Here is a 19,081-nt window from a genome sequence, read left to right as displayed (position 1 = left end):
GCGTCGGCTCAGACGATGCCGTACAGGCGGTCGCCCGCGTCGCCCAGGCCGGGAACGATGTACTTCTTCTCGTTGAGCCGCTCGTCCACGGCCGCGACCACGACCTGGACGTCGACGCGGTCGCCGAGCGCCGCCTCGACCACCTTGAGACCCTCGGGCGCCGCGAGCAGGCACACGCAGGTGACGTCGCGCGCGCCGCGCTCGAGCACGTAGTCGATGGCGGCGACCAGGGTGCCGCCGGTCGCGAGCATCGGGTCGAGGAGGAAGACCTGCCGGTCGGTCAGGTCCTCGGGCAGGCGGTTGGCGTACGTGACGGCCTCGTAGGTCGTCTCGTCGCGCTGCAGGCCCAGGAACCCGACCTCGGCGGTCGGCAGCAGGCGCGTCATGCCGTCGAGCATGCCCAGGCCGGCGCGCAGGATCGGGATGACGATCGGGCTCGGCGCCGACAGCTTCACGCCGGTCGTCGTTGTCACCGGCGTCTCGATCTGGTGGGGCTGCGTGCGCACGTGCCGCGTCGCCTCGTATGCGAGCAGCGTCACCAGCTCGTCGACGAGGAGACGGAACGTCGCCGACGGCGTGTTCTTGTCCCGCAGGACGGTGAGCTTGTGGGCCACCAGCGGGTGGTCGGCGACGTGCAGGCGCATGCCCCCACGCTACCGGCCGGGAGTTGCCCCGACCCACCGCACGGCGCCACCCCTCGTGTGTCGTCAGACCGACCGGAGCGCTCGGGAGCGCTCTTCGCGTGTCAGGGCCACGCGGGTCTATAGGCTCACCTGCGTCTGACAAGTCTGGGAGGGATGCGTGAGCGACGACGACGGCGCCGGCGGCGTCCACACTGGTCGTGCGGGCGGGCTCGCGCTGCCCTGGTCCGACGGCGCCTTCCCCCCGCCGATGCTCTCCCAGCGGCGCGTCGTGTGGGACTCGCTCATGGGGATGGCGCTGCACGAGGCGAGCCACTGTCTCGCGTCCGGTGACGTGCCGGTCGGCGCGCTCGTCGTCGGGCCCGACGGGCGGCTGCTCGGGCTCGGCCGCAACCGCCGCGAGGAGACCGGGGACCCCACCGCGCACGCCGAGGTGCTCGCGCTGCGCCAGGCCGCGATGTCCGGGGGCGAGTGGCGCCTCGAGGGCTGCACCCTCGTGGTCACGCTCGAGCCGTGCGTGATGTGCGCCGGCGCGCTGGTCGCGGCCCGGGTGCAGCGGCTGGTGCTCGGGGCGTGGGACCCGAAGGCCGGCGCGACCGGCTCCGTCTGGGACCTGGTGCGCGACCAGCGCGCCAACCACGCCGTCGAGGTCCTCGGCGGTGTCCGTGAGCAGGAGTGCGGCACCCTGCTCCGGGAGTTCTTCGAGTCGCATCGGGAGAGAGCGTGAAGGTCGTCTTCGAGCCCCGCAACGTCTGGCGCACCGGCCTGGTGGTCCTCGGGCTGGTGGCGCTGGCCGCCGTGGTGCTCTTCGTGCTGCGGGCCGGAGGGTCGCTGCTGTTCACGGTGTTCCTGGCGTGGTTCGTGTCGCTGGCGATGGAGCCGGCGGTGAGCCGCCTGGCCCACCGCATGCCGCGTCCCGCGGCGACGGGCCTGGTGCTGCTCGGCGTCGTCGCGGCCCTCGGGATCTTCCTCGCGCTGTTCGGCAACCTCGTGGTGCAGCAGGTCGCGACCCTGGTGCAGGCCATCCCCGACCTGGTCGACCGTGCGCTCGCCTGGACCGACACCCAGTTCGGCATCCGCTACTCGCTCGACGACCTGCTGGCCGAGGTCCAGGCCAACGCGAGCAGCGCGGCGAGCATCGCCGGGCAGGTCGCGGGCGGCATCGTGGCGGTGCTCGGCACGCTCGCCGGGGCCGTCGGCACGTTCTTCGTCTTCGCGCTGCTGCTCTTCTACCTCTCGGCCGACGGCCCGCGGCTGCGCCGCTGGATCGCGTCGCTGTTCCCGCCGCGGGCCCAGGAGGCGAGCCTCGTCGTCTGGGACACGATGGCGGAGAAGACGGGCCGGTACGTCGGTGCGCGCCTGCTGCTCGCCACCGTCAACGCGACCTGCAGCGCCATCGTGTTCGGCATCGTCGGGCTGCCGTCCTGGCTCGCGCTCGCGCTGTGGACGGGCATCGTCGCGCAGTTCGTACCCGCCATCGGCACGTACATCGCCATCGCGCTGCCCGTGCTGGTCGGGGCGCTCAGCCCCAACCCGTGGCTCGGCCTCATCGTGCTGGGCTGGGGCGTGCTCTACCAGCAGGTCGAGAACCTCACGATCGAGCCGCGCATCAGCTCCCGTGCCGTCAACGTGCACCCCGCCGTGAGCTTCGCGTCGGTCATCCTGGGGACGGCGATGTTCGGGGTCGCCGGCGCACTGCTGGCCATCCCCGTGGTCGCGATGCTGCTCGCGCTGCTCGAGCTGTACCGCACGCGGTACGAGCTCGTGCCCGAGCTCGCGGAGGCGGAGCAGATCCCCGAGCGAGCGCGCGAGCAAGGCCCAGAGCCGACCCCAGAACCGACGCCGGAGCCGGTGGCGGTGGGGGCCGCGCCCGCGAGGTAGATACCCGGCTCGAGGTCGGGTTGGCCCTACCTGAACCTCGGGGGAGTCCCCGGTGTTCAGCCCGCAAACCGCCGCCTAGTGTCGACGGCATGACCAGCGCAGACGACGTCGCACACGCTGTCGCCCCGGCCCTCCGCCGGGGGCCCGAGCTGCTCCGCGCCCCCTTCTCTCTGGCCACCGTGCGCGCGGCCTCCCAGCTGGCCCTCGGCTGGGTCTGGTTCCTCAGCGCCGGCCAGGTGCTGTGGATCTTTGTCGTGGTCTCGGCGGGGCTGGTGCCCGCCCTCGGGATCGGTCTGCCTCTGCTCGCGCTCAGCCTCGCGGGGGCACGCCTCTACGGCACCTCCGAGCGCGCCCGCCTCGCGGCCCAGACGGGCGTCCGCATCGCCGAGCCGTCCCCGGCATGGAACCGGCGTCCCCGCTCGCTCGCCGAGTCCTGGGCGTGGATGTGGGCCGAGATCCGGAACGGTCGCAGCTGGGCCGCGACCGCGTACGCGTTCGTGGGGCTGTTCGTCTCGACGGTGTTCGTCGCCCTCGTCACGGCGCTCGCCGCGGGCGCCGTCGCCGCCGTCGTCTGGCTCTTCGTGGGCCGGCAGAGCGTCGTCGCCGAGTGGCTCGGCGCCCCCTGGCCGATGACGGTGGCGATCGGCGTCGTCGTCGCGGTGCTGCTGCTCTGGGGTGCCGCAGTGCTCGCGCAGTACGGCTCGCTCCTCGTCGTCCGGCTCGCGCAGGCGCTGCTGGGACCGTCGTCCGCCGACGTCGCACGGCTCCGTGCGCAGGCCGCCGAGCAGCAGGCGCAGCTCGCCGAGCGGCAGGCGCTGGCCGCGGCGCGGGAGGCGGCCGTCGCCGAGCAGGCGGCGACCACCGCGCGCGAGCGCGCCGTCGTCCTGACGGAGACCCGCGCACAGGCGGTCCACGCCGCCGACGCCGAACGCCGACGCATCGAGCGCGACCTGCACGACGGCGCACAGCAGCGCCTCGTCGCGCTCGGCGTCGAGCTGGGTGTGGCACGACGGCTCGCCGAGCAGGACCCGGCTGCCGCGGCCGCGGCCCTGGAGCACGCGCACGGCGAGGTCAAGGAGACGCTCGCGGAGCTGCGCGACCTGGTACGGGGCATCCACCCCGCCGTGCTCTCCGACCGCGGCCTCGACGCGGCGCTCTCCGCGCTCGCGGCGCGCAGCCCCGTCCCCGTGCGGGTGCACGTCGACGGCGACCTCGCGCCCGCGAGCCCGGCTGCCCAGGCCGCCGCGTACTTCGTCGTCGCGGAGGCGCTGACCAACGTGGCCAAGCACGCGCAGGCGGCGTCGGCGCTGGTGTGCGCGCGGCTCGTGGAGGACGACGGCTCGTGCCGCCTGCGCGTCGTCGTGTCCGACGACGGCCGCGGCGGCGCGCACACCGACCCGGGCAGCGGCCTCGCGGGCCTGCGCGGCCGGGTGGCCGCACTGGACGGGACGTTCGAGCTCGAGAGCCCCGCGGGTGCCGGCACCCGCCTCACCGTGGAGGTCCCGTGCGCATCGTGATCGCGGAGGACTCCGTCCTCCTCCTCGACGGCCTGACCCGGCTGCTGGCCGCGGAGGGGCACGGCGTGCGGGGCTTCCGCACCGCCGACGAGCTCGTCCGGGCCATGACCCGCCCCGGCGCCGAGCTGCCCGACCTGCTGATCACCGACGTCCGGATGCCGCCGTCGCACACCGACGAGGGGCTGCGCGCCGCTGTGCACCTGCGGTCGCTGCACCCCGAGCTGTCGGTTCTGGTGCTGTCCCAGTACGTCGAGCAGCGGTATGCGTCCGAGCTGTTCGCGGCCGGTGCGCGCGGGCTCGGTTACGTCCTCAAGGACCGCGTGGCCGACGTCGACGAGTTCCTTGACGCCGTGGCCCGCGTGGCAGGCGGCGGCACCGTCGTCGACCCGGAGGTCGTCAGCCAGATCTTGGCCCGCAGCCGCAGCACCGGGCTCGACACCCTCACGCCGCGCGAGCACGAGGTGCTCGCCCTCATGGCCGAGGGCCGCTCCAACGCCGCGATCGCCGACCGCCTCGTGGTCGGCCTCGCCGCCGTCGAGAAGCACGTCACGAACATCCTCACGAAGCTCGGTCTTCCGCCGGATGCGGACGACCACCGCCGCGTCCTCGCGGTGCTGCGCTGGCTCGACCTGAACGGAGCACGATCATGACCGAGACCCTTCCCCCACCGGTGGGTGCGCCCGCGCCTCCGCCGTCACGCCACGGCGCGCGGCCGCTCGTCGTCATCGGGGCGATCCTCGCGACGGTGCTGGTCGCCTGGGGTGCCGTGACCCTCGTAGACCTGACCCTGTCTCGGACCACCACGGCCCACGCGTCGTACGACGCCGTCGGCACCGTCGAGCTGGTGGCCGACGGCAAGGTCACCGTCGCGGCCGCCCCGGGCGGCGTCGAGGTCGAGCGCATCGCGCACAGCGGCATCAGCCACCCGCACTACGCGGCGGACCAGTCCGCCGACCGGCTCGTGGTGACGCACCGGTGCCCCAGCTGGACCCTGTGGCAGACCCAGTGCGCGGGCGAGCTCGACGTGACGCTCCCGGCGAGCACCCACGTCGTGGTCCGCACGTCCAACGGCCAGGTCGTCGCCTCGGGTCTCGCCGGGGACGTGCAGCTGCACACGAGCAACGGCCGCGTCGACGCGACGCGGGTCAGCGGCCGGCTCTCGGTGGACACCAGCAACGGCGAGATCGCCGTGCGGCAGGCGGGCGACGACGTCGACCTCCGCACGTCGAACGGTGCCATCCGGGTGACGGGCGTCGGGGGCTCGCTGACCGCCGACACCAGCAACGGCCGCATCGACGTGCGCGACGTGTCCGGCTCGGCGCGCGCGACGACGAGCAACGGCGGCATCGAGGTCGCCGGCGTCGACGGCGACGTGGTTGCCCGTACCAGCAACGGCGAGGTGACGGTGCACGGCGGCGAGGAGCCGGTGCGGCTCACGATCGACACGACGAACGGCAGCAAGACGGTCGAGGGCGCGACGGACCCGGACGCCACCCGCACGGTGGAGATCCGCAGCTCGAACGGGGACGTCGCCTACCTGGCCGGCTGACCCGGGCCGCGTCTCACAGCGCCGGGACGCGCACCCCGAACACCTCGCGGAGCGCCCGCCGGGCCGCGTGGAACCCCGGCATCCCGTGGACGCCGGGCCCCGGCGGGGTCGACGCCGAGCAGAGGTAGACCCGGCCGGCGGCCCGGTACGGGTTGGCGCGCAGCACGGGGCGCGCGATCATCTGCCACATCGTGACCGCTCCCGCCGCGATGTCCCCGCCCACGTAGTTCTGGTTGTGCTCGGCCATCTGCGCCGCGGGGACGCAGCGCGAGGCCACGACGACGTCGCGGAACCCGGGCGCGAACCGCTCGAGCTGCGCGGTCACCGCCTCGGTCAGGTCGTGCGTCGACCCGGACGGCACGTGCGCGTACGTCCAGAGCGGCCGAAGACCCCCGGACTCCCGGCCGGGGTCGACCACGCTCGGGTCGCTGACCAGCACCATCGGCCGCTCGGCGTGCCGGCCGGCGTGCACGTCCGCCTCAGCGTCCGCCATCTGCTCGCGGGTGCCGCCCACGTGCACGGTCCCGGCGCGCGCGATCGCGCCGTCGTGCGCGGGGTCGGCCCAGGGCACGGGCCCGCTGAGCACGAAGTCGACCTTCGCCACCCCGTCCCCGTACCGGAACCCGTGCAGCGCGCGCCGCTGCGAGTCCGGGACGTCGTCGCCGAGGACCTCGAGCAGCGTGCGCGGGGTGGTGTCGAAGAGGTAGGTCTCCGCCGCGGGGAGGTCCGCGCGCGAGCGGACGCGCGTCCCCGTCACGACGTCGCCTCCGTGCGCCCGCAGGTCCCGGACGAGGGCGTCGACGATCGCCTGCGACCCACCGCGCGGGATGGCCCAGCCGTCGCCCGCGTGCGCCAGCGCCGCGAGCAGCAGGGCCGTGCCGGCGCCGGCCAGGGACGGCAAGGGCGTGATCGAGTGTGCGGCCACACCGGTGAGCAGCGCCGCCGCCTCCGGCGTGCGCCAACGGCGGTTCCACGCGGGGGTGCCCTGCTCCAGCACGCCGAGGCCGAACCGCGCCGCGCCTAGCAGCCGGCCCGGCGAGCCGAGCCCGGGCGGCACCGACCGCTTGTCGCCCAGCGCGACGGCGGTCACCGCCTCCCACTGCTCCGACGCCGCGCCCACGAGCGAACGCCAGGCACCGCCGTCGGGCCCGAGGCGCTCGACGGTCGCGTCGAGCGAGCGGTGGGCGACCGCGGCGGGCCGCCCGTCGAGGGGCTGCGCGTAGGACACCTCGGGCGTCAGCAGCTCGACGCCGTGCGCGCCCAGGTCGAACGCGCGGAAGAACGGCGACGCCCACGCCATGGGATGCACTGCGGAGCACAGGTCGTGCACGACGCCGGGCGCCAGGCCGAGGTCGAGCGTCCGGGCCCCACCGCCCGCCGTCGCCTCCGCCTCGAGCACCGTCACGCGCAGACCTGCGCGTGCGAGCGTGACGGCGGCGGCGAGGCCGTTGGGCCCCGAGCCGACGACGACGGCGTCCTCCACCATTGCCTCCCGGTCCGCCGGCCTGCCCGCCCACCGTTGGGAGGCGCCGCGCGGCGCCTCCCATCAAATCACCCGGGTCTCTCCCGGACGGGGGCGGTTCCCTACCCCGCGAGCAGGTCGACAAGGGCTGCCAGGGTTTCCGTCACGCCCGCGTCGACCTTGACCGTCGCGAGCGGGTCGCCGCGGGTCTCGCCGCGGTTGACGATGACGACCGGCTTGCCGGCCGCGGCGGCGCGCCGGACGAACCGGAGCCCGCTCATCACGGTGAGCGACGTCCCGGCCACGAGCAGCGCCCCGGCGTCGTCGACCATCGCGTAGGCCCGCTCGACCCGCTCTCGCGGGACGTTCTCACCGAAGTAGACGATCTCCGGCTTGAGCACGCCGCCGCAGAACTCGCAGGCCGCGGGGACGAAGTGCGAGGTCTGCTCGATGACGGCGTCGGCGTCGGGCGCCACCTCGATGTCGGCCACGGTGAGGCCGCCGGCCAGCACGGTCTCGAGGAAGTGCGGGTTGAGGGCCGTCAGCCGCTCGGCCAGGTGGGCGCGCGAGATCACCCGGCCGCAGGTGAGGCAGATGACCCGGTCGTAGCGCCCGTGCAGGTCGATGACGTGACGGGAGCCGGCGTCCTCGTGCAGCAGGTCGACGTTCTGCGTGATGACGCCGCGCAGCACGCCAGCCGCTTCGAGCGCGGCCAGCGCCCGGTGCCCGGCGTTGGGCTGCGTGCGCCGCACGTGCTGCCAGCCGACGTGGTTGCGGGCCCAGTAGTGCCTACGGAACGCCTCGTCGCCCACGAACTGCTGGTACGTCATGGGGTTGCGCGGCGGGGAGTCGGGGGAGCGGTAGTCGGGGATGCCCGAGTCCGTGGAGATGCCCGCGCCTGTGAGCGCGGTGACGGACAGCCCACCCAGCACCCGCGCCGCGTCCTCCGCGGTGCCGCGGTGCACGACGGCGTCCGGCGGGAGCGTCCACGTGCGCTGCTGGTAGCTGGGGGCCTTCGGGCGCGCGGGGGAGGGCACGTTGCCGAGCCTACGTCGCGGGCCTCGCCGGGCGGACTCCGGGGTCGTCGCGCCGCGAGCTCGACGCTATTGTGCAGGAGTCCTGACAAACCCATTCCCGGGTGCGGTCAAACCCGGAGGAAGCAACGAGGCTCCTCATGCACCGCAGTGTCAACAGCGCGCATCATCACCATCTGTCCCGCCCTGCAGCCGTGCTCGTGGCGGCAGCGGCGACCATCGCGCTCGCCGTCGGCATCACGGCAGCCGGCGCGTCGACGGCGCACGGCGCCCCGGCAGCGGGTGCGAAGGCGGGTACGCCCGCCCCGGCCGCCGCCCCGGACCCGGACGGCGCGAACGGCTACAAGTCGATCGGCTACTTCCCGGCCTGGGTGCCGCAGTCGGGCACCTACCAGGTCGCCGACCTCGATCGCACCGGCGCCGTCGGCGACCTCACCCACCTCAACTACGCGTTCGGGAACATCACCAGCGACCTCGTGTGCGACGAGAGCGATGCCGCCGGGCCCGAGGGGCCCGAGGGCGACCCGCAGTCCGACTACCTGCGGCTCGTCTCCAAGAAGGACTCCGTCGACGGCGTCGCCGACAAGGCGACGCAGCCCCTGGCCGGCAACCTCAACCAGCTGAGGAAGCTCAAGGAGCGGAACCCCGACCTCAAGGTGCTGATCTCGCTCGGCGGCTGGACGTGGTCGGACAACTTCTCCGACGCGGTCGCGACGCCGGAGAGCCGCGCGCGCCTCGTCGACTCGTGCGTCGACCTGTGGATCCGCGGCAACCTCCCGGTCCACGGCGCCCAGGGCGGCGCGGGCGTGGCCGCCGGGATCTTCGACGGCATCGACATCGACTGGGAGTGGCCTGGCGCCGACGGCGAGCACCCCAGCCCGCGCCCGGAGCAGGACGGCGAGAACTTCATCGCCTTCCTGCAGCTGCTGCGGACCAAGCTCGACGCGGTGGGCGCCACGACCGGCGAGCACTACCTGATCAGCGGGTTCGCCCCCGCGGGATGGGCGCCGCGCACCTTCGGCGGCTGGCTCGACCCGCGGCTCGTGGCCGTCGTCGACTACCTCAACGTGCAGGGCTACGACTACCACGGCACCTGGGTGCCCAACCGCACCGGACACCAGGGCAACCTGCACAAGTACTACTGGCCGGACGACTCACAGAACTACGCGAACTGGGGTCTGGCGGCCGACGACCTGCTCGCCGTCTACCGCGCCGCGGGCTACCGGGGCGACCAGATCAACCTCGGGCTCGCGGCCTACGGCCAGGGCTGGAGCGGCGTCACCGATCCGACACCGGGCGCGGCCGCGGCCGCTCCGATCGGCACCCGCACCTACGCACAGCTCCACGACCTCGGCACCGAGTACTACGACGCCACGGCCGGCGCCGCCTACCGCTGGGACGGCGACCAGTGGTTCAGCCTCGACACCCCGCGCTCGGTGACCGGCAAGGCCGAGTGGCTCGCCGTCAACGGCTACGGCGGCGGCTTCATCTGGGACATCACGGGCGACTACAAGAACGAGCTCGCGGGCGCGCTCGCGAGCACGTTCCGGCTCGCGACGCCGGGCCCGCTCGTCACGCCGTCGGGCGCGGCGCCGTGGTACGCCTCGGGCCTCTACACCGCAGGCGACACGGTGTCGCACGACGGCGTCGAGTACGTCGCTCGCTGGTGGACCCGCGGCGAGGAGCCGGGCGCTGCCAACGGCGCGTGGCAGGCCACGGGCCCGGCGGGCACGACGCCGCCGACGGCGCCTTCCGCGTGCGCACCCGCGTGGGACGCCGCCGCAACGTACGGCAAGGGCGACGTCGTCTCGCGTGCCGGCGTCAACCACACGGCGCTCTGGTGGACCCGCGGCGAAGCCCCCGGCGCGACCGCCTGGGGCGCCTGGGACGCCGGGGCGCCCTGCGCTTAGGAGCAGTCCGGACGCGATTTGGGACCGGCCGTCCGAGCGGGTATCCTCGGACGGCCGGTCCAGGCCGGCTAGGTAGCGTGTCCGAGTGGCCTAAGGAGCACGCCTCGAAAGCGTGTGTGGGTGAAAGTCCACCGTGAGTTCGAATCTCACCGCTACCGCCCCTAGAAGGACCTCAGATCCGCAGGATTCTGCGGATCTGAGGTCCTTCTTCTTTGTCCGTGTGCCGTTCATGTACCGCTTTGGGTTTCCAGTCGAGATCCAGCCCCGGCGTTGTGTCGGCGATGAGCTGGTTCAGTCCGCCTCGACGTCGAGAAGCAACCCGATCTGCGCTCTGAAGATCTGCCGCGAATCGGCGTGGCCGAGCTGTTCCTTGGCATCCCTGGTCGAGGTCGAGTTGGCTATCTGGGTGGCGAGCAGACGACCCGGCTCCACTACGTCGAGCCGACCCGTCCGCCGGGGACGTCGCGACGACTGACGGGGACGACGGCACGACATCTCTCGCGGCGCTCCGAGACGACCTGAGAACCACCCTGCACGGGAAGGTCGCAGGCATGACGCTCGACAACTTCGTCGTGCGGTCGCACCGCCCTTGGGCCGAGCGATTCTCGCAGCGTGAGGAGTGGCCCAGCATCGATCAACAGGCCGCCCGCGACGTCGTCGAGCACCTCGCGGGACTTCCGACCACCGTGGTCGACGACGACGAGAAGGCCCAGCGGTTCGACCTCACGATGCTCAAGCTCCAGCTCGGCGTGCTCGACCCGACGCTGACGACCGACCGGCTGGGCCGCCAGGTTCAGCAGATCGCCTCGGGGCTTTTGGAGCAGACGAACATCCCGCAGATCAAGGCCCAGGCGCCGCTCCTGGACGAGCTTGCGGGCGACGACTAGTTGTACTCGGCCATCACGTTGGTGACAGTCGCGTGATGGGGGCTGCGCCGACGGCGTTGTGGTGACGCTCATTGTTGTAGTGAGTCAGCCAGATGGGGAAGGCGTCGGCGCGGTCCTCGTTCGAGTCGTAGGCGCGTACGTAGGCCCACTCGGTGGCCAGGGTCCGGTTGAAGCGCTCTACCTTGCCGTTCTGCCACGGGCAGTGCGCCTTGATGTACCAGTGCGCGGCGCCGGCCGCGTCGAGCGCGTCGGCCACGTCGGTGGAGCGCTTGTAGGACCAGTGGTTGTCGGTGATCACGGCCTTGACCTGCACGTCCTTGGTGGCGAACCAGGTCAGGGCGCGGGTCATGAACCCGGCGCAGGTGGCGCCCTTCTCGTCGGGCAGGATCTCGGAGTAGGCGACCCTGGAGTGGTCGTCGACTGCGGAGTGGATGAAGTCGTACCCGATCCGGGCGCGCTTCTTCGCCGCGGAAGAGCCCATTTCCCGGCCGTGGGCCTTCCATCCGCCGCCAGGGTGCAGGCGCCCGAGCTTCTTGACGTCGACGTGCACCAGGTCCCCGGGGTGGGCCTTCTCGTAGCGGCGGGCGGTGACCTTCGAGGCGCGGATGACCTCGCCGGTGACCGGGTCGCACTGCATAGGTAGGGCACCTGAGCTCGGCGCAGGATCCGCGAGATGGTCCGAGCCGGCACTCCGGTGCGGCGGGCCAGCTCATCAGGACCGACTCTGGCTGCGGCGCGGGCGGCCACGACGGCCGCAACCTTGTCAGACGGAGTTGCCCGTGGCGAGGCGTGCGGGCGGGAGGAACGATCCTCGAGCCCGGCCCGTCCGTGCTCGTCATAGCGGGCCACCCACCGGTGAGCGCACTGCCGTGAGACGCCCATCTCGCGAGCGACATGGGCGACCGGGCGGCCGTTCACCCGGACACGTTCGACCAACAACCATCTGCCGCGCGGCGTCAACCGCGCGTTAGCGTGAACCACGAGGGCCTCCGGATCGTGAAGACGTCAGACATCTCCACTACGCCGGAGGTCCTCGCTCACGTCAACGCGAACGTCACCAACCTCATGGCCGAGTACAAACTAGTGGGCCGACGTCACGGTCCCGATGCTCGAGCTGGCGCGCCGCCGAGTTCGCGGGTTGGTGCGGCTCCTCGCGCGGCTTGGGCCCAGCCTCTGGCAGCCAGACGGTCCCCCGGACACGGAGTTGCTGACGCCAACGTCCGACATGCCAGATCTCAGCGGCGGGCCGATGGTCGGGCGCCGGGCCCCCGCCGTTCGCCTGCGGCTCGAGGTACATGCACTGGATCTTTGCGGCGACGGCGTCGGCGAACTTCGCGTCGGGCTTGTGGCGCTCAGCGGCCGCGCGGACGGACCAGTCGACCGGCTGGCCCCACTCGTTGGTGAGGGGCTATGCGCCTTCGAGGCGCATGAGAGCAAGTCGGCACGAGTCGATGTCGGACACTGGACCTTCGCCTCGGATCTGGCAGAGTCCGTAGCTGCCGTTTCGTCGAAGCCGATGTGTTGGTCGCACCTCTCACCGGATCTCGGTCGGGTGGTACTGAGGGATGCGAAATCGTCGAGGCGAGGGCCTCAACGGGCGACCTATCCGACTACTGCTCTTCGGCGGTGTCTTGGCTTCCGAACGTGATCGCGCCTCGTGGAAGGACCGGCATCAAGAGCGGCGTTCCGAAGATCCTCTGCGTGACGTCGGCGATCGCTTGGCGTAGGTACGGGAGTAGAACCATGAGGACTACCTCGTTCGTGTAGTCAACGAGGAGCGCCTGCGTCAGTTCCGGAACGCCTTCGAGAGCCTTGTAGTGCGCGAATGCCTCGACAGCCACTGGGCCGACGACTGTCGCAACGTCGACGCGCACGGCGACCCTGAACTGGTCCTCTGTGTGCTCGATGCTCAACCCGTAGCTTGGCTGCACGTCGGCCGTCTCGGGGTTGGCGTCAGGCAGTGGCGCACGCTTCGCGGAGATCTCGTTGAACCCGACCTCGTTCAACTCCACCGTCTCGACGAGCGACAGCAGTTCGGGAGAGCGCTCAGACACGAACGGGTCCCCACTTCACGGCAGTGACTTGAGGCGACGGCCGGAAACTCTCGCCGACAACGCGGTAGAACTGTTCGTCGCCGGTCCGGCAGCAGTCGTCGATGACCTCGTCGCGAAGTCTCGCGCCAACAGCATGGGCGTAGCGGCGGATCGTCGCGAGCGTTGGGTTCGCGTCGTCGCGCTCGAACGCGGCGATGGTCGGCTGCGAGACCCCCATGCGATCGGCGACTTCGCTCTGGGTCAGGTTGTGCTTCTTGCGCAATGCAACGAGTGAATCTAGGAGTTGCTCGTGGGCCTCAATCAGGCTGTCGGCCCGCGCTTCGAGCGCGGCAAGGTCGACGGGGTTCGAGGATGACATAGATCAGAATCTATACGCGCGGCGAGTTGCTCGTCAACTCTGGCGCAGGACGAGGCCCCAGTTCGTGCCGACGCCGGCGAAGTAGCAACGCTCCGCGGTGTCGACCTCGGCATCCTGTTCGGCCCGCGTCCAGGTGGGGTCGTCCGGGTCAATCGCCTTCTCGTGGGCGTGGAGGCCGACGACGCCGAGCCCGAACCCGTCAGGCTCGGTGTGGATCAGGCGGACGTGGACGTCACGGAACACCAACTCGCCGCCGGTGCCGACCTCGGACACGCCGATGTCCGTCCATCGAATCTCAAACAGACTCGCGCGCCCGTCGCGCAAGGGCTTGATCTCGTCGACCGGGACGAGTTGACCCCGGATGGCCTTCTCAAGGCGCTTCTTGAACTGGCTTCGAACCATGGACTGCGACCACGGTGTCCAGCGGCGGTTCGGCCCGTCGACTGCGCGCCAGAGCGCGGCGAGCGCGTCGTCGAGATGCGACTTCACATCCTCGTCGGCGCAGGACCACCAGTAGAAGTCGATGCGCACGCCCGACGAGCAGATCGAGTTTCTGGCGGGCGCGGGCATGGCGCCGATGTTAGCGACCGGTACCGACACGAGGCCGCACGTCGGCCACCGAGGGCTGGAGGCTGTGCGCTCGCGCGCCGCGTTGACTACCGACCGACTGCAGGCGCCTCCAAACGGATGCACAGCGGGCGGAGGATCCGTACAGGTCAGACGCCGCGAACGCCGATCAGGCCAAAGCCGTCGAAGTCAACCGCAAGACCTCACCGCTACCGCCCCAAGAAGAACCTCAGCCGCAGAAACATGCGGATCTGGGGTCCTTCTTCCTTTCCGGCACTCGCTTTTCACTCGTGAGGACTCCCCTCCCGGGAGAGTTGCTCCCCGGCCGCCCCGACGCCGACGTCTGGCCAGTTGAGTTCGCGCGCAGCAAACCGTCCCTGCCTCGCGTTCTCGCGCGTCGCCCTCATCGCGGCCACCAACTCGGGCACCACCGCCGCCTCCGCGTTCAGCGCCGCCTCGACCTGCTCGACCTCCCGCGGCGTGCGCCGCAGCTCCTGCTCATCGAAGTCCATCAGTCCGCCTCCTCTTTGGGCCGGATCGTGCTCACGATCGGCCGAGGCGCCTCGCCTTCACCGACGGGGTCGAATGCTGCGAGTCCCATCGACTCCGCGACGGTTCGCATCGCGTTGTCGTGAGTCAGGACCGTCAGCGACAGTCCGGTCTGCGCTGCCGTCGCGAGGTGGAGCGCATCGAGCGTCCTGATCGTCTGCTCGATCGCTTCCGCGACGACGAAGGTGTCCGGCGTCACGGGAACGAGCCGGATGCGCGAAAGGACCTTGGATGCGTCGGCCAGCGGCAGGCCGTCGCGCCGCAGGGTCCGAACCATCTCCGTCTGGAGCAGCCGCGAGCCGATCAGCACGGTGTGCGCACGCGTCTCCGTCAGCCACTTCCGCCATGCGTGGCGCTGCGGCGTGGGGAGCGCGGCGCGGAGCGCGACGGACGAGTCCAGATAGGCGACCCGCATCAGTGATCGCCCTTGCCCCATGCGACGAGTTCGTCGACCTCGGCGGCGGTGTACTGCCGGTCGCTCGAGTCGGCCGACTCGTCTCCCCACGGAATGGGGTCCTTCGGGGGCTCGACGAGCCCGCGGGCGACGAGCGCAGCCAGCGGATCGGCAGCCGCGGTGCCGGCGACAAGGGTCCACCGGTCGTTGACCGCGACGGCGCCCTCCTGGTCCGCCAGGGCCAGGGCCTCCGCAGTGTGTCGCGACAGGAACCGTCGGGTGATCGTCCTCATGTCTGACATCGTATCGACTCTGTCTGACGTTTGACCATCGCCTCACGTCCGGTCTCGCACCGACGGCCGAGCATCCGGCCGACTCTGGCCCGCGTCAAGAGCGCCTACGGCGTCGCTACGCGTTCGCGATCGACCCGACGACGGCGCGGAGGACTCCGTGCCACCCGGAATGCGCGCACATGCAGGTTCGAGCTCAGGTCTCGCTCCGCGGCATGTCAGTCCCGATCGCGCAGGAAGACGGCCGAACGAAGGGCCCCAGATCCGCGGATCTGGGGCCCTTCGTCGTTCCTTACAGCTCCGCTACTTGGCGGGCGCCAGCCAGCCGGCGCGCGCGCTGCCCCACCCGGTCTCGCTGTCCCAGCCGGACCCGACCTTCAACGACGTGGTCGCCCCGTTGAAAGTGCGAATCGAGTAGACGTAGCCCTGTGCCGCATCCACGCCGTCGACGAAGTCGACGCGGATCGCACCCTGGTCGACGCCCGCGCCGGTCACGTCCTGGAATCCGGTGTGGTCGGCGTAGATCCGGGGGTTGAGCAAGCCGAGACCGGTCTTGCTCGCCTGGATCTTCAGCGCCGTCATGCCGGCGAACAGCGGCGAGGCGAGGCTCGTGCCGCCGATGCGGTACGTGTCGTACTTGACGCCGTCGGGGAACGTCTGGGTCTGGCCGACGAGCATGCCCGTCGTCGGGTCGGCGTCCATCGACACATCCGGCACCGCCCGGCCGCCGTTCGGGCTCACGATGCCGGCGGCGCGCTGGTAGTCCGGTTCGGCGATGTTGCTCGAGTAACCGCCGCCGCCGCCGTACTGGAAGCTGGTCGCCAGCGTCCACGCGCCGTTGCTCAGCGAGTACTTCGAGGTCTGCCAACCGGTCTCGGCCTGGACGACGCCCGGAGCGGTGATCTCGGTCGAGGTGCCGCCGACTGCCGTGACGTAGGGGTCGGATGCCGGGTAGTCGGTCTGCGGAGTGCCGACGACCGTGGCGTCGTCCCCGTTGTCGCCCGAGGAGAAGAGGTAGCTGATGCCCTCGACCGCGCCCTGCAGGAACTCGGCCTCATAGGCCGCCAGGACCGACGGCCGGACGGAGTCGCCCACGTCGCCCCACGAGTTGGTCACGATCTGAACCGTGGCCTCGTCGTTGATGCGGCTGAAGGTATCGAGCAGGTCCCTGTCGTAGCAGCTCGCGCCGGCGTAGTAGCGGATGTTCGCGGCGGGGGCCATGGCGTGCACCGCCTCGACGTCGAGCGTCTCCTCGCCGTACCAGCCGGACGCCCCGCACTGGCGCTGGCCGTCGTTCACCCGCGTGAAGGAGTTGGGGAGGCTCTGCGAGAACTGGCCGGCAGCGAACGGCTTGTCGCCGGTCTGGATGGCGTAGGCGTTCGCGTCGGACTCGATGGTCGACGAGGCGTAGGCGTCGGTGATGGCGACGGTGACCCCGGCTCCGAGGAGCGACGCCGAGGCGCCGGCCTCGTACGCCCCGCGCAGCTGCGGCCCCGTGTACCCGCAGGGCGCGAAGGGCAGCGTCGCGCCGTTGAGCTGCGGCAGGACGGTCCCGTCCGGCGTCGGGGTGTTGGCCGGGGTCGAGTCGCCGTACCACGTGGAGCAGGGCCGCGCGTTGCGGAAGCCCGCGCTCGGCGGCGACGGCTTCTGCGTGAGTGGTGCCGTGGTCTCCGGCGTCGTGTCAAGGCCCGAGACCGAGAGGATGTCGCCCGCGACAGCGTCCGGAGCGCTCAGCTCTCCCGTCGGCGCCTGAACCGTCATGCCGTCGTGCGAGTAGTTCACAAGCGTGACGCCGAAGGCGCGCTGGGCCGCGGCAACACTTCCGGTCACATCGAGATAGCGCCCCCGCGACTCCTGCCCGGCGACCTTGAGGCCCGAGCCGGTGAGCCAGTCCGTGACCGCGCTGATCGTCTGCGATGCCGGGTCGTACTGGGCGTGGTACTGAGCCGGGGTGAGGAAATGGCCCTGCTCGGACGAACCTGGGGTCGAGACCGCGCGGGCCTGCGCGGCCAGCGCGTCGAGGCCGCCGCGGGGTGCGAGGTACACCCGCACCTGGACTGCGGCGTTCGACGACGGCGTGCCGACGCGCTTGGCGTGCGCGAGCCAGCCAGGGGCGGACTGAGGAATGTGGTGTGAGCCGGGTGCGGCCGCCGCGGGCGCGATGGCTGCGAATCCGAGGGCGAGAGACGATGCGACGATCAGCGTGCCTACTGCGGGATGTCTGCGCATTGAAACAAGTTCCGATCGGTGAGGTGCGATCGCGGTCGCGACTTGGTCGCAAGTTAGACCCGGACTGCAGGGAGCGTCTAGCCATGAGCTCCGGCCAAACGCCACGCGCCCGTGCGAGTTTGCGCAGCAAGTCGCGTGTCAGGACTCGCTGCGGTGCTCTTCTGTCAGCATCCGTTCGATGCGCCGGTCCGGAACGAGCCAGATCACCGCGACTGCCACGTAGCAGGCGAGCGCGACCCAGATTGCGGCGTCGAGGCTCTGGCGGCTGAACGATGCGGCGACGATCCCGCAGATGTAGAAGACCGGCGAGATCTTTCCCTTGAGGTCACGGCCGAGCGCCCTCGCGAGCGGCGCGTCGTCGACCTCGCGGCGCAGGATCGTCCGCTGGAGGATGAAGAACGCGATCGCTGCGCCGAGCAGGTCGATGCCGAACACCATCACCGGCGTGCGGGAGAAGTTGCTCCGGTCCATCCACGCCGTGCTGAACGGGAACAGCGAGAGCCAGAAGAGCAGGTGCAGGTTGGCCCAGAGCACTCCACCGCTGACCCGCTGGGTCAGCTGGAACATGTGGTGGTGGTTGTTCCAGTAGATCCCGACGTAGATGAAGCTCAGCACGTAGGTGAGCACGGTGCCGCCGGCGCTGTCCCACAAGGACCGGAGGTCGTTTCCCTCCGGGACGCGCAGTCCCAGGACCATGATCGTGATGATGATCGCGAGCACGCCGTCGCTGAACGCCTCGAGCCTGCTTGTCCGCACGCTGACAGCCTAAGAGACTCGTCCATGCATGTGCGCTGGTCCAGCGCCACGCCGCGGCGGAAGATTGATGGTCATGGACGCCGGTGTGCATCTGCCACTGATCGACTTCAGCGGTGAGGGCCTCTCGTACGGCCGGTTGGCCGCGGTCGTGGACGCGGCCCGGGACAACGGGTTCGCGGCGATCTCGGCCAACGACCACTTCCTCTTCTCGGTCCCATGGCTCGACGGCCCGACGGCGCTCGCGGCCGTCGTCGAGCGCTCCGGCGCGATGACGCTCGCCACGACCCTGGCGCTGGTGAACCTGCGTGGGCCGGTACCGTTGGCGAAGGCGTTGACCGCGCTGGACGTGCTGTCCGGCGGCCGCGTGATCGCAGGAGTCGGCCCGGGGTCGTCCAAGGCCGACTACGAGGCGGTCGGTGTGCCGTTGGACGGGCGCTGGCGCCGCTTCGACGACGCCGTCGGGGCGCTCAGGGACCTGCTCGGTTCGGCGTCAGAGCTCGCGCCGCGGCCCGTCCAGCAGCGCGGGATCCCGCTGTGGCTCGGCGCCTGGGGATCGCATGCAGGGCTGCGTCGCGTCGCCCGCCTCGGTGACGGCTGGCTCGCGTCCGCGTACAACACGACTCCGGAAGGGTTCGTCACGAGCCTGGAGCTCCTCGGCAAGGAGCTCACGAACGCGGGGCGGCCGCGTGATGAGTTCCCGAATGCGCTCGCGACGATGTGGACCTGGGTCACCGAGCAGGCGTCCGACGCCGAGCGTGTGCTGACCGAGATCGTGGGTCCGCTGGTGAGGCGGGATCCGGCGGAGCTTCGTGGGCGGATCTGCGTCGGCTCGGCGGAGCAATGCGCCGAGCTGCTGTCTCGCTACGCCCGTGCCGGTTGTCAACGCGTGCAGTTCTGGCCGATCGGCGACGAACGCCGCCAGCTCGAGCTGATCGCGGGTGAGGTCATGCCCCGCGTCGTCGGCTGATCCACCCACACGCCCTCTCCGCCGATCACGTGCTGC

The 19,081-nt window shown here is 71.3% G+C and carries 20 protein-coding genes, 1 tRNA gene and 1 pseudogene; 9 read left to right on the top strand and 13 right to left on the bottom strand.

The annotated features are described in order from the left end of the window. Positions 1–8: 8 nt before the first annotated feature. Positions 9–644, bottom strand: coding sequence for a uracil phosphoribosyltransferase (upp, locus tag ACO4JP_RS17970; protein WP_425955332.1), 636 nt, complete (start codon positions 642–644; stop codon positions 9–11). 283 nt (positions 645–927) lie between these two features. On the opposite strand from upp, the gene ACO4JP_RS17965 reads away from it, so the two are divergent. The 5 genes from ACO4JP_RS17965 (at position 928) to ACO4JP_RS17945 (ending at position 5,588) form a co-directional block, all read left to right on the top strand. Further along, positions 928–1,368, top strand: a complete 441-nt coding sequence (locus tag ACO4JP_RS17965; RefSeq protein WP_425957140.1) for a nucleoside deaminase — start codon at positions 928–930, stop codon at positions 1,366–1,368. After that, on the top strand, positions 1,365–2,522 hold the full coding sequence (locus ACO4JP_RS17960) for an AI-2E family transporter (protein WP_425955331.1): 1,158 nt from the start codon (positions 1,365–1,367) through the stop codon (positions 2,520–2,522). The genes ACO4JP_RS17965 and ACO4JP_RS17960 overlap by 4 nt, the downstream gene beginning before the upstream one ends. Before the next feature lie 89 nt (positions 2,523–2,611). After that, a complete protein-coding gene (locus ACO4JP_RS17955) occupies positions 2,612–4,039 on the top strand; it encodes a histidine kinase (protein WP_425955330.1) in 1,428 nt (475 codons plus the stop codon). Further along, the gene (locus ACO4JP_RS17950; RefSeq protein ID WP_425955329.1) at positions 4,027–4,689 is read left to right on the top strand and encodes a response regulator; all 663 of its coding nucleotides are present in this window, start codon (positions 4,027–4,029) and stop codon (positions 4,687–4,689) included. Before ACO4JP_RS17955 ends, ACO4JP_RS17950 begins: the two co-directional genes overlap by 13 nt. Continuing rightward, on the top strand, positions 4,686–5,588 hold the full coding sequence (locus ACO4JP_RS17945; RefSeq protein ID WP_425955328.1) for a DUF4097 family beta strand repeat-containing protein: 903 nt from the start codon (positions 4,686–4,688) through the stop codon (positions 5,586–5,588). The genes ACO4JP_RS17950 and ACO4JP_RS17945 overlap by 4 nt, the downstream gene beginning before the upstream one ends. A 13-nt stretch (positions 5,589–5,601) precedes the next feature. Here ACO4JP_RS17945 and ACO4JP_RS17940 read toward each other — a convergent pair whose 3' ends face one another. Next, the gene (locus ACO4JP_RS17940) at positions 5,602–7,074 is read right to left on the bottom strand and encodes a phytoene desaturase family protein (RefSeq protein WP_425955327.1); all 1,473 of its coding nucleotides are present in this window, start codon (positions 7,072–7,074) and stop codon (positions 5,602–5,604) included. A 98-nt stretch (positions 7,075–7,172) separates the two neighbouring features. After that, the gene (locus ACO4JP_RS17935) at positions 7,173–8,087 is read right to left on the bottom strand and encodes an NAD-dependent protein deacetylase (protein ID WP_425955326.1); all 915 of its coding nucleotides are present in this window, start codon (positions 8,085–8,087) and stop codon (positions 7,173–7,175) included. 137 nt (positions 8,088–8,224) lie between these two features. Here ACO4JP_RS17935 and ACO4JP_RS17930 point away from each other — a divergent pair, with 137 nt between their 5' ends. Next, entirely contained in the window at positions 8,225–9,994 is a 1,770-nt protein-coding gene (locus ACO4JP_RS17930) for a glycosyl hydrolase family 18 protein (RefSeq protein ID WP_425955325.1), read from the top strand. Between the two features lie 71 nt (positions 9,995–10,065). After that, positions 10,066–10,152: transfer RNA gene (locus ACO4JP_RS17925), tRNA-Ser, on the top strand. A gap of 133 nt (positions 10,153–10,285) precedes the next feature. Here ACO4JP_RS17925 and ACO4JP_RS17920 read toward each other — a convergent pair. Beyond that, positions 10,286–10,426 carry a hypothetical protein gene (locus ACO4JP_RS17920; RefSeq protein ID WP_425955324.1) on the bottom strand — a complete coding sequence of 47 codons (141 nt, stop codon included), beginning with the start codon at positions 10,424–10,426 and terminating at the stop codon, positions 10,286–10,288. A 119-nt stretch (positions 10,427–10,545) separates the two neighbouring features. On the opposite strand from ACO4JP_RS17920, the gene ACO4JP_RS17915 reads away from it, so the two are divergent. Continuing rightward, positions 10,546–10,881, top strand: coding sequence for a hypothetical protein (locus tag ACO4JP_RS17915; RefSeq protein ID WP_425955323.1), 336 nt, complete (start codon positions 10,546–10,548; stop codon positions 10,879–10,881). Between the two features lie 13 nt (positions 10,882–10,894). Here the strand turns inward: ACO4JP_RS17915 and ACO4JP_RS17910 are convergent. The 9 genes and pseudogenes from ACO4JP_RS17910 to ACO4JP_RS17870 all read right to left on the bottom strand — a co-directional run bounded on the left by ACO4JP_RS17910 (position 10,895) and on the right by ACO4JP_RS17870 (position 18,078). Then, positions 10,895–11,862, bottom strand: a pseudogene (locus ACO4JP_RS17910) (IS481 family transposase). A 629-nt stretch (positions 11,863–12,491) separates the two neighbouring features. Beyond that, positions 12,492–12,935, bottom strand: coding sequence for a hypothetical protein (locus ACO4JP_RS17905; RefSeq protein ID WP_425955322.1), 444 nt, complete (start codon positions 12,933–12,935; stop codon positions 12,492–12,494). Beyond that, positions 12,928–13,293, bottom strand: coding sequence for a helix-turn-helix domain-containing protein (locus tag ACO4JP_RS17900; RefSeq protein ID WP_425955321.1), 366 nt, complete (start codon positions 13,291–13,293; stop codon positions 12,928–12,930). The genes ACO4JP_RS17905 and ACO4JP_RS17900 overlap by 8 nt, the downstream gene beginning before the upstream one ends. 33 nt (positions 13,294–13,326) lie before the next feature. After that, complete coding sequence (locus tag ACO4JP_RS17895) at positions 13,327–13,863, bottom strand: hypothetical protein (RefSeq protein ID WP_425955320.1); 537 nt, start codon at positions 13,861–13,863, stop codon at positions 13,327–13,329. 281 nt (positions 13,864–14,144) lie between these two features. Further along, positions 14,145–14,372 carry a hypothetical protein gene (locus tag ACO4JP_RS17890; RefSeq protein WP_425955319.1) on the bottom strand — a complete coding sequence of 76 codons (228 nt, stop codon included), beginning with the start codon at positions 14,370–14,372 and terminating at the stop codon, positions 14,145–14,147. Continuing rightward, positions 14,372–14,824, bottom strand: coding sequence for a type II toxin-antitoxin system VapC family toxin (locus ACO4JP_RS17885; protein WP_425955318.1), 453 nt, complete (start codon positions 14,822–14,824; stop codon positions 14,372–14,374). The genes ACO4JP_RS17890 and ACO4JP_RS17885 overlap by 1 nt, the downstream gene beginning before the upstream one ends. After that, positions 14,824–15,096, bottom strand: a complete 273-nt coding sequence (locus ACO4JP_RS17880; protein ID WP_425955317.1) for a hypothetical protein — start codon at positions 15,094–15,096, stop codon at positions 14,824–14,826. Before ACO4JP_RS17880 ends, ACO4JP_RS17885 begins: the two co-directional genes overlap by 1 nt. Before the next feature lie 300 nt (positions 15,097–15,396). Further along, positions 15,397–17,322 carry a S53 family peptidase gene (locus tag ACO4JP_RS17875; protein ID WP_425955316.1) on the bottom strand — a complete coding sequence of 642 codons (1,926 nt, stop codon included), beginning with the start codon at positions 17,320–17,322 and terminating at the stop codon, positions 15,397–15,399. A gap of 138 nt (positions 17,323–17,460) precedes the next feature. After that, positions 17,461–18,078, bottom strand: a complete 618-nt coding sequence (locus ACO4JP_RS17870; protein ID WP_425955315.1) for a TMEM175 family protein — start codon at positions 18,076–18,078, stop codon at positions 17,461–17,463. 73 nt (positions 18,079–18,151) lie between these two features. On the opposite strand from ACO4JP_RS17870, the gene ACO4JP_RS17865 reads away from it, so the two are divergent. Then, complete coding sequence (locus ACO4JP_RS17865) at positions 18,152–19,045, top strand: LLM class flavin-dependent oxidoreductase (RefSeq protein ID WP_425955314.1); 894 nt, start codon at positions 18,152–18,154, stop codon at positions 19,043–19,045. The last annotated feature ends 36 nt before the right edge of the window (positions 19,046–19,081 follow it).

The sequence above is a fragment of the Xylanimonas sp. McL0601 genome (genome assembly GCF_049852175.1).
In the GTDB taxonomy this organism is placed as follows: Bacteria; Actinomycetota; Actinomycetes; order Actinomycetales; family Cellulomonadaceae; genus Xylanimonas.
The sequence above is the reverse complement of the archived record's forward strand: the minus strand, read 5'-3'. Positions and strand labels throughout refer to the sequence as shown.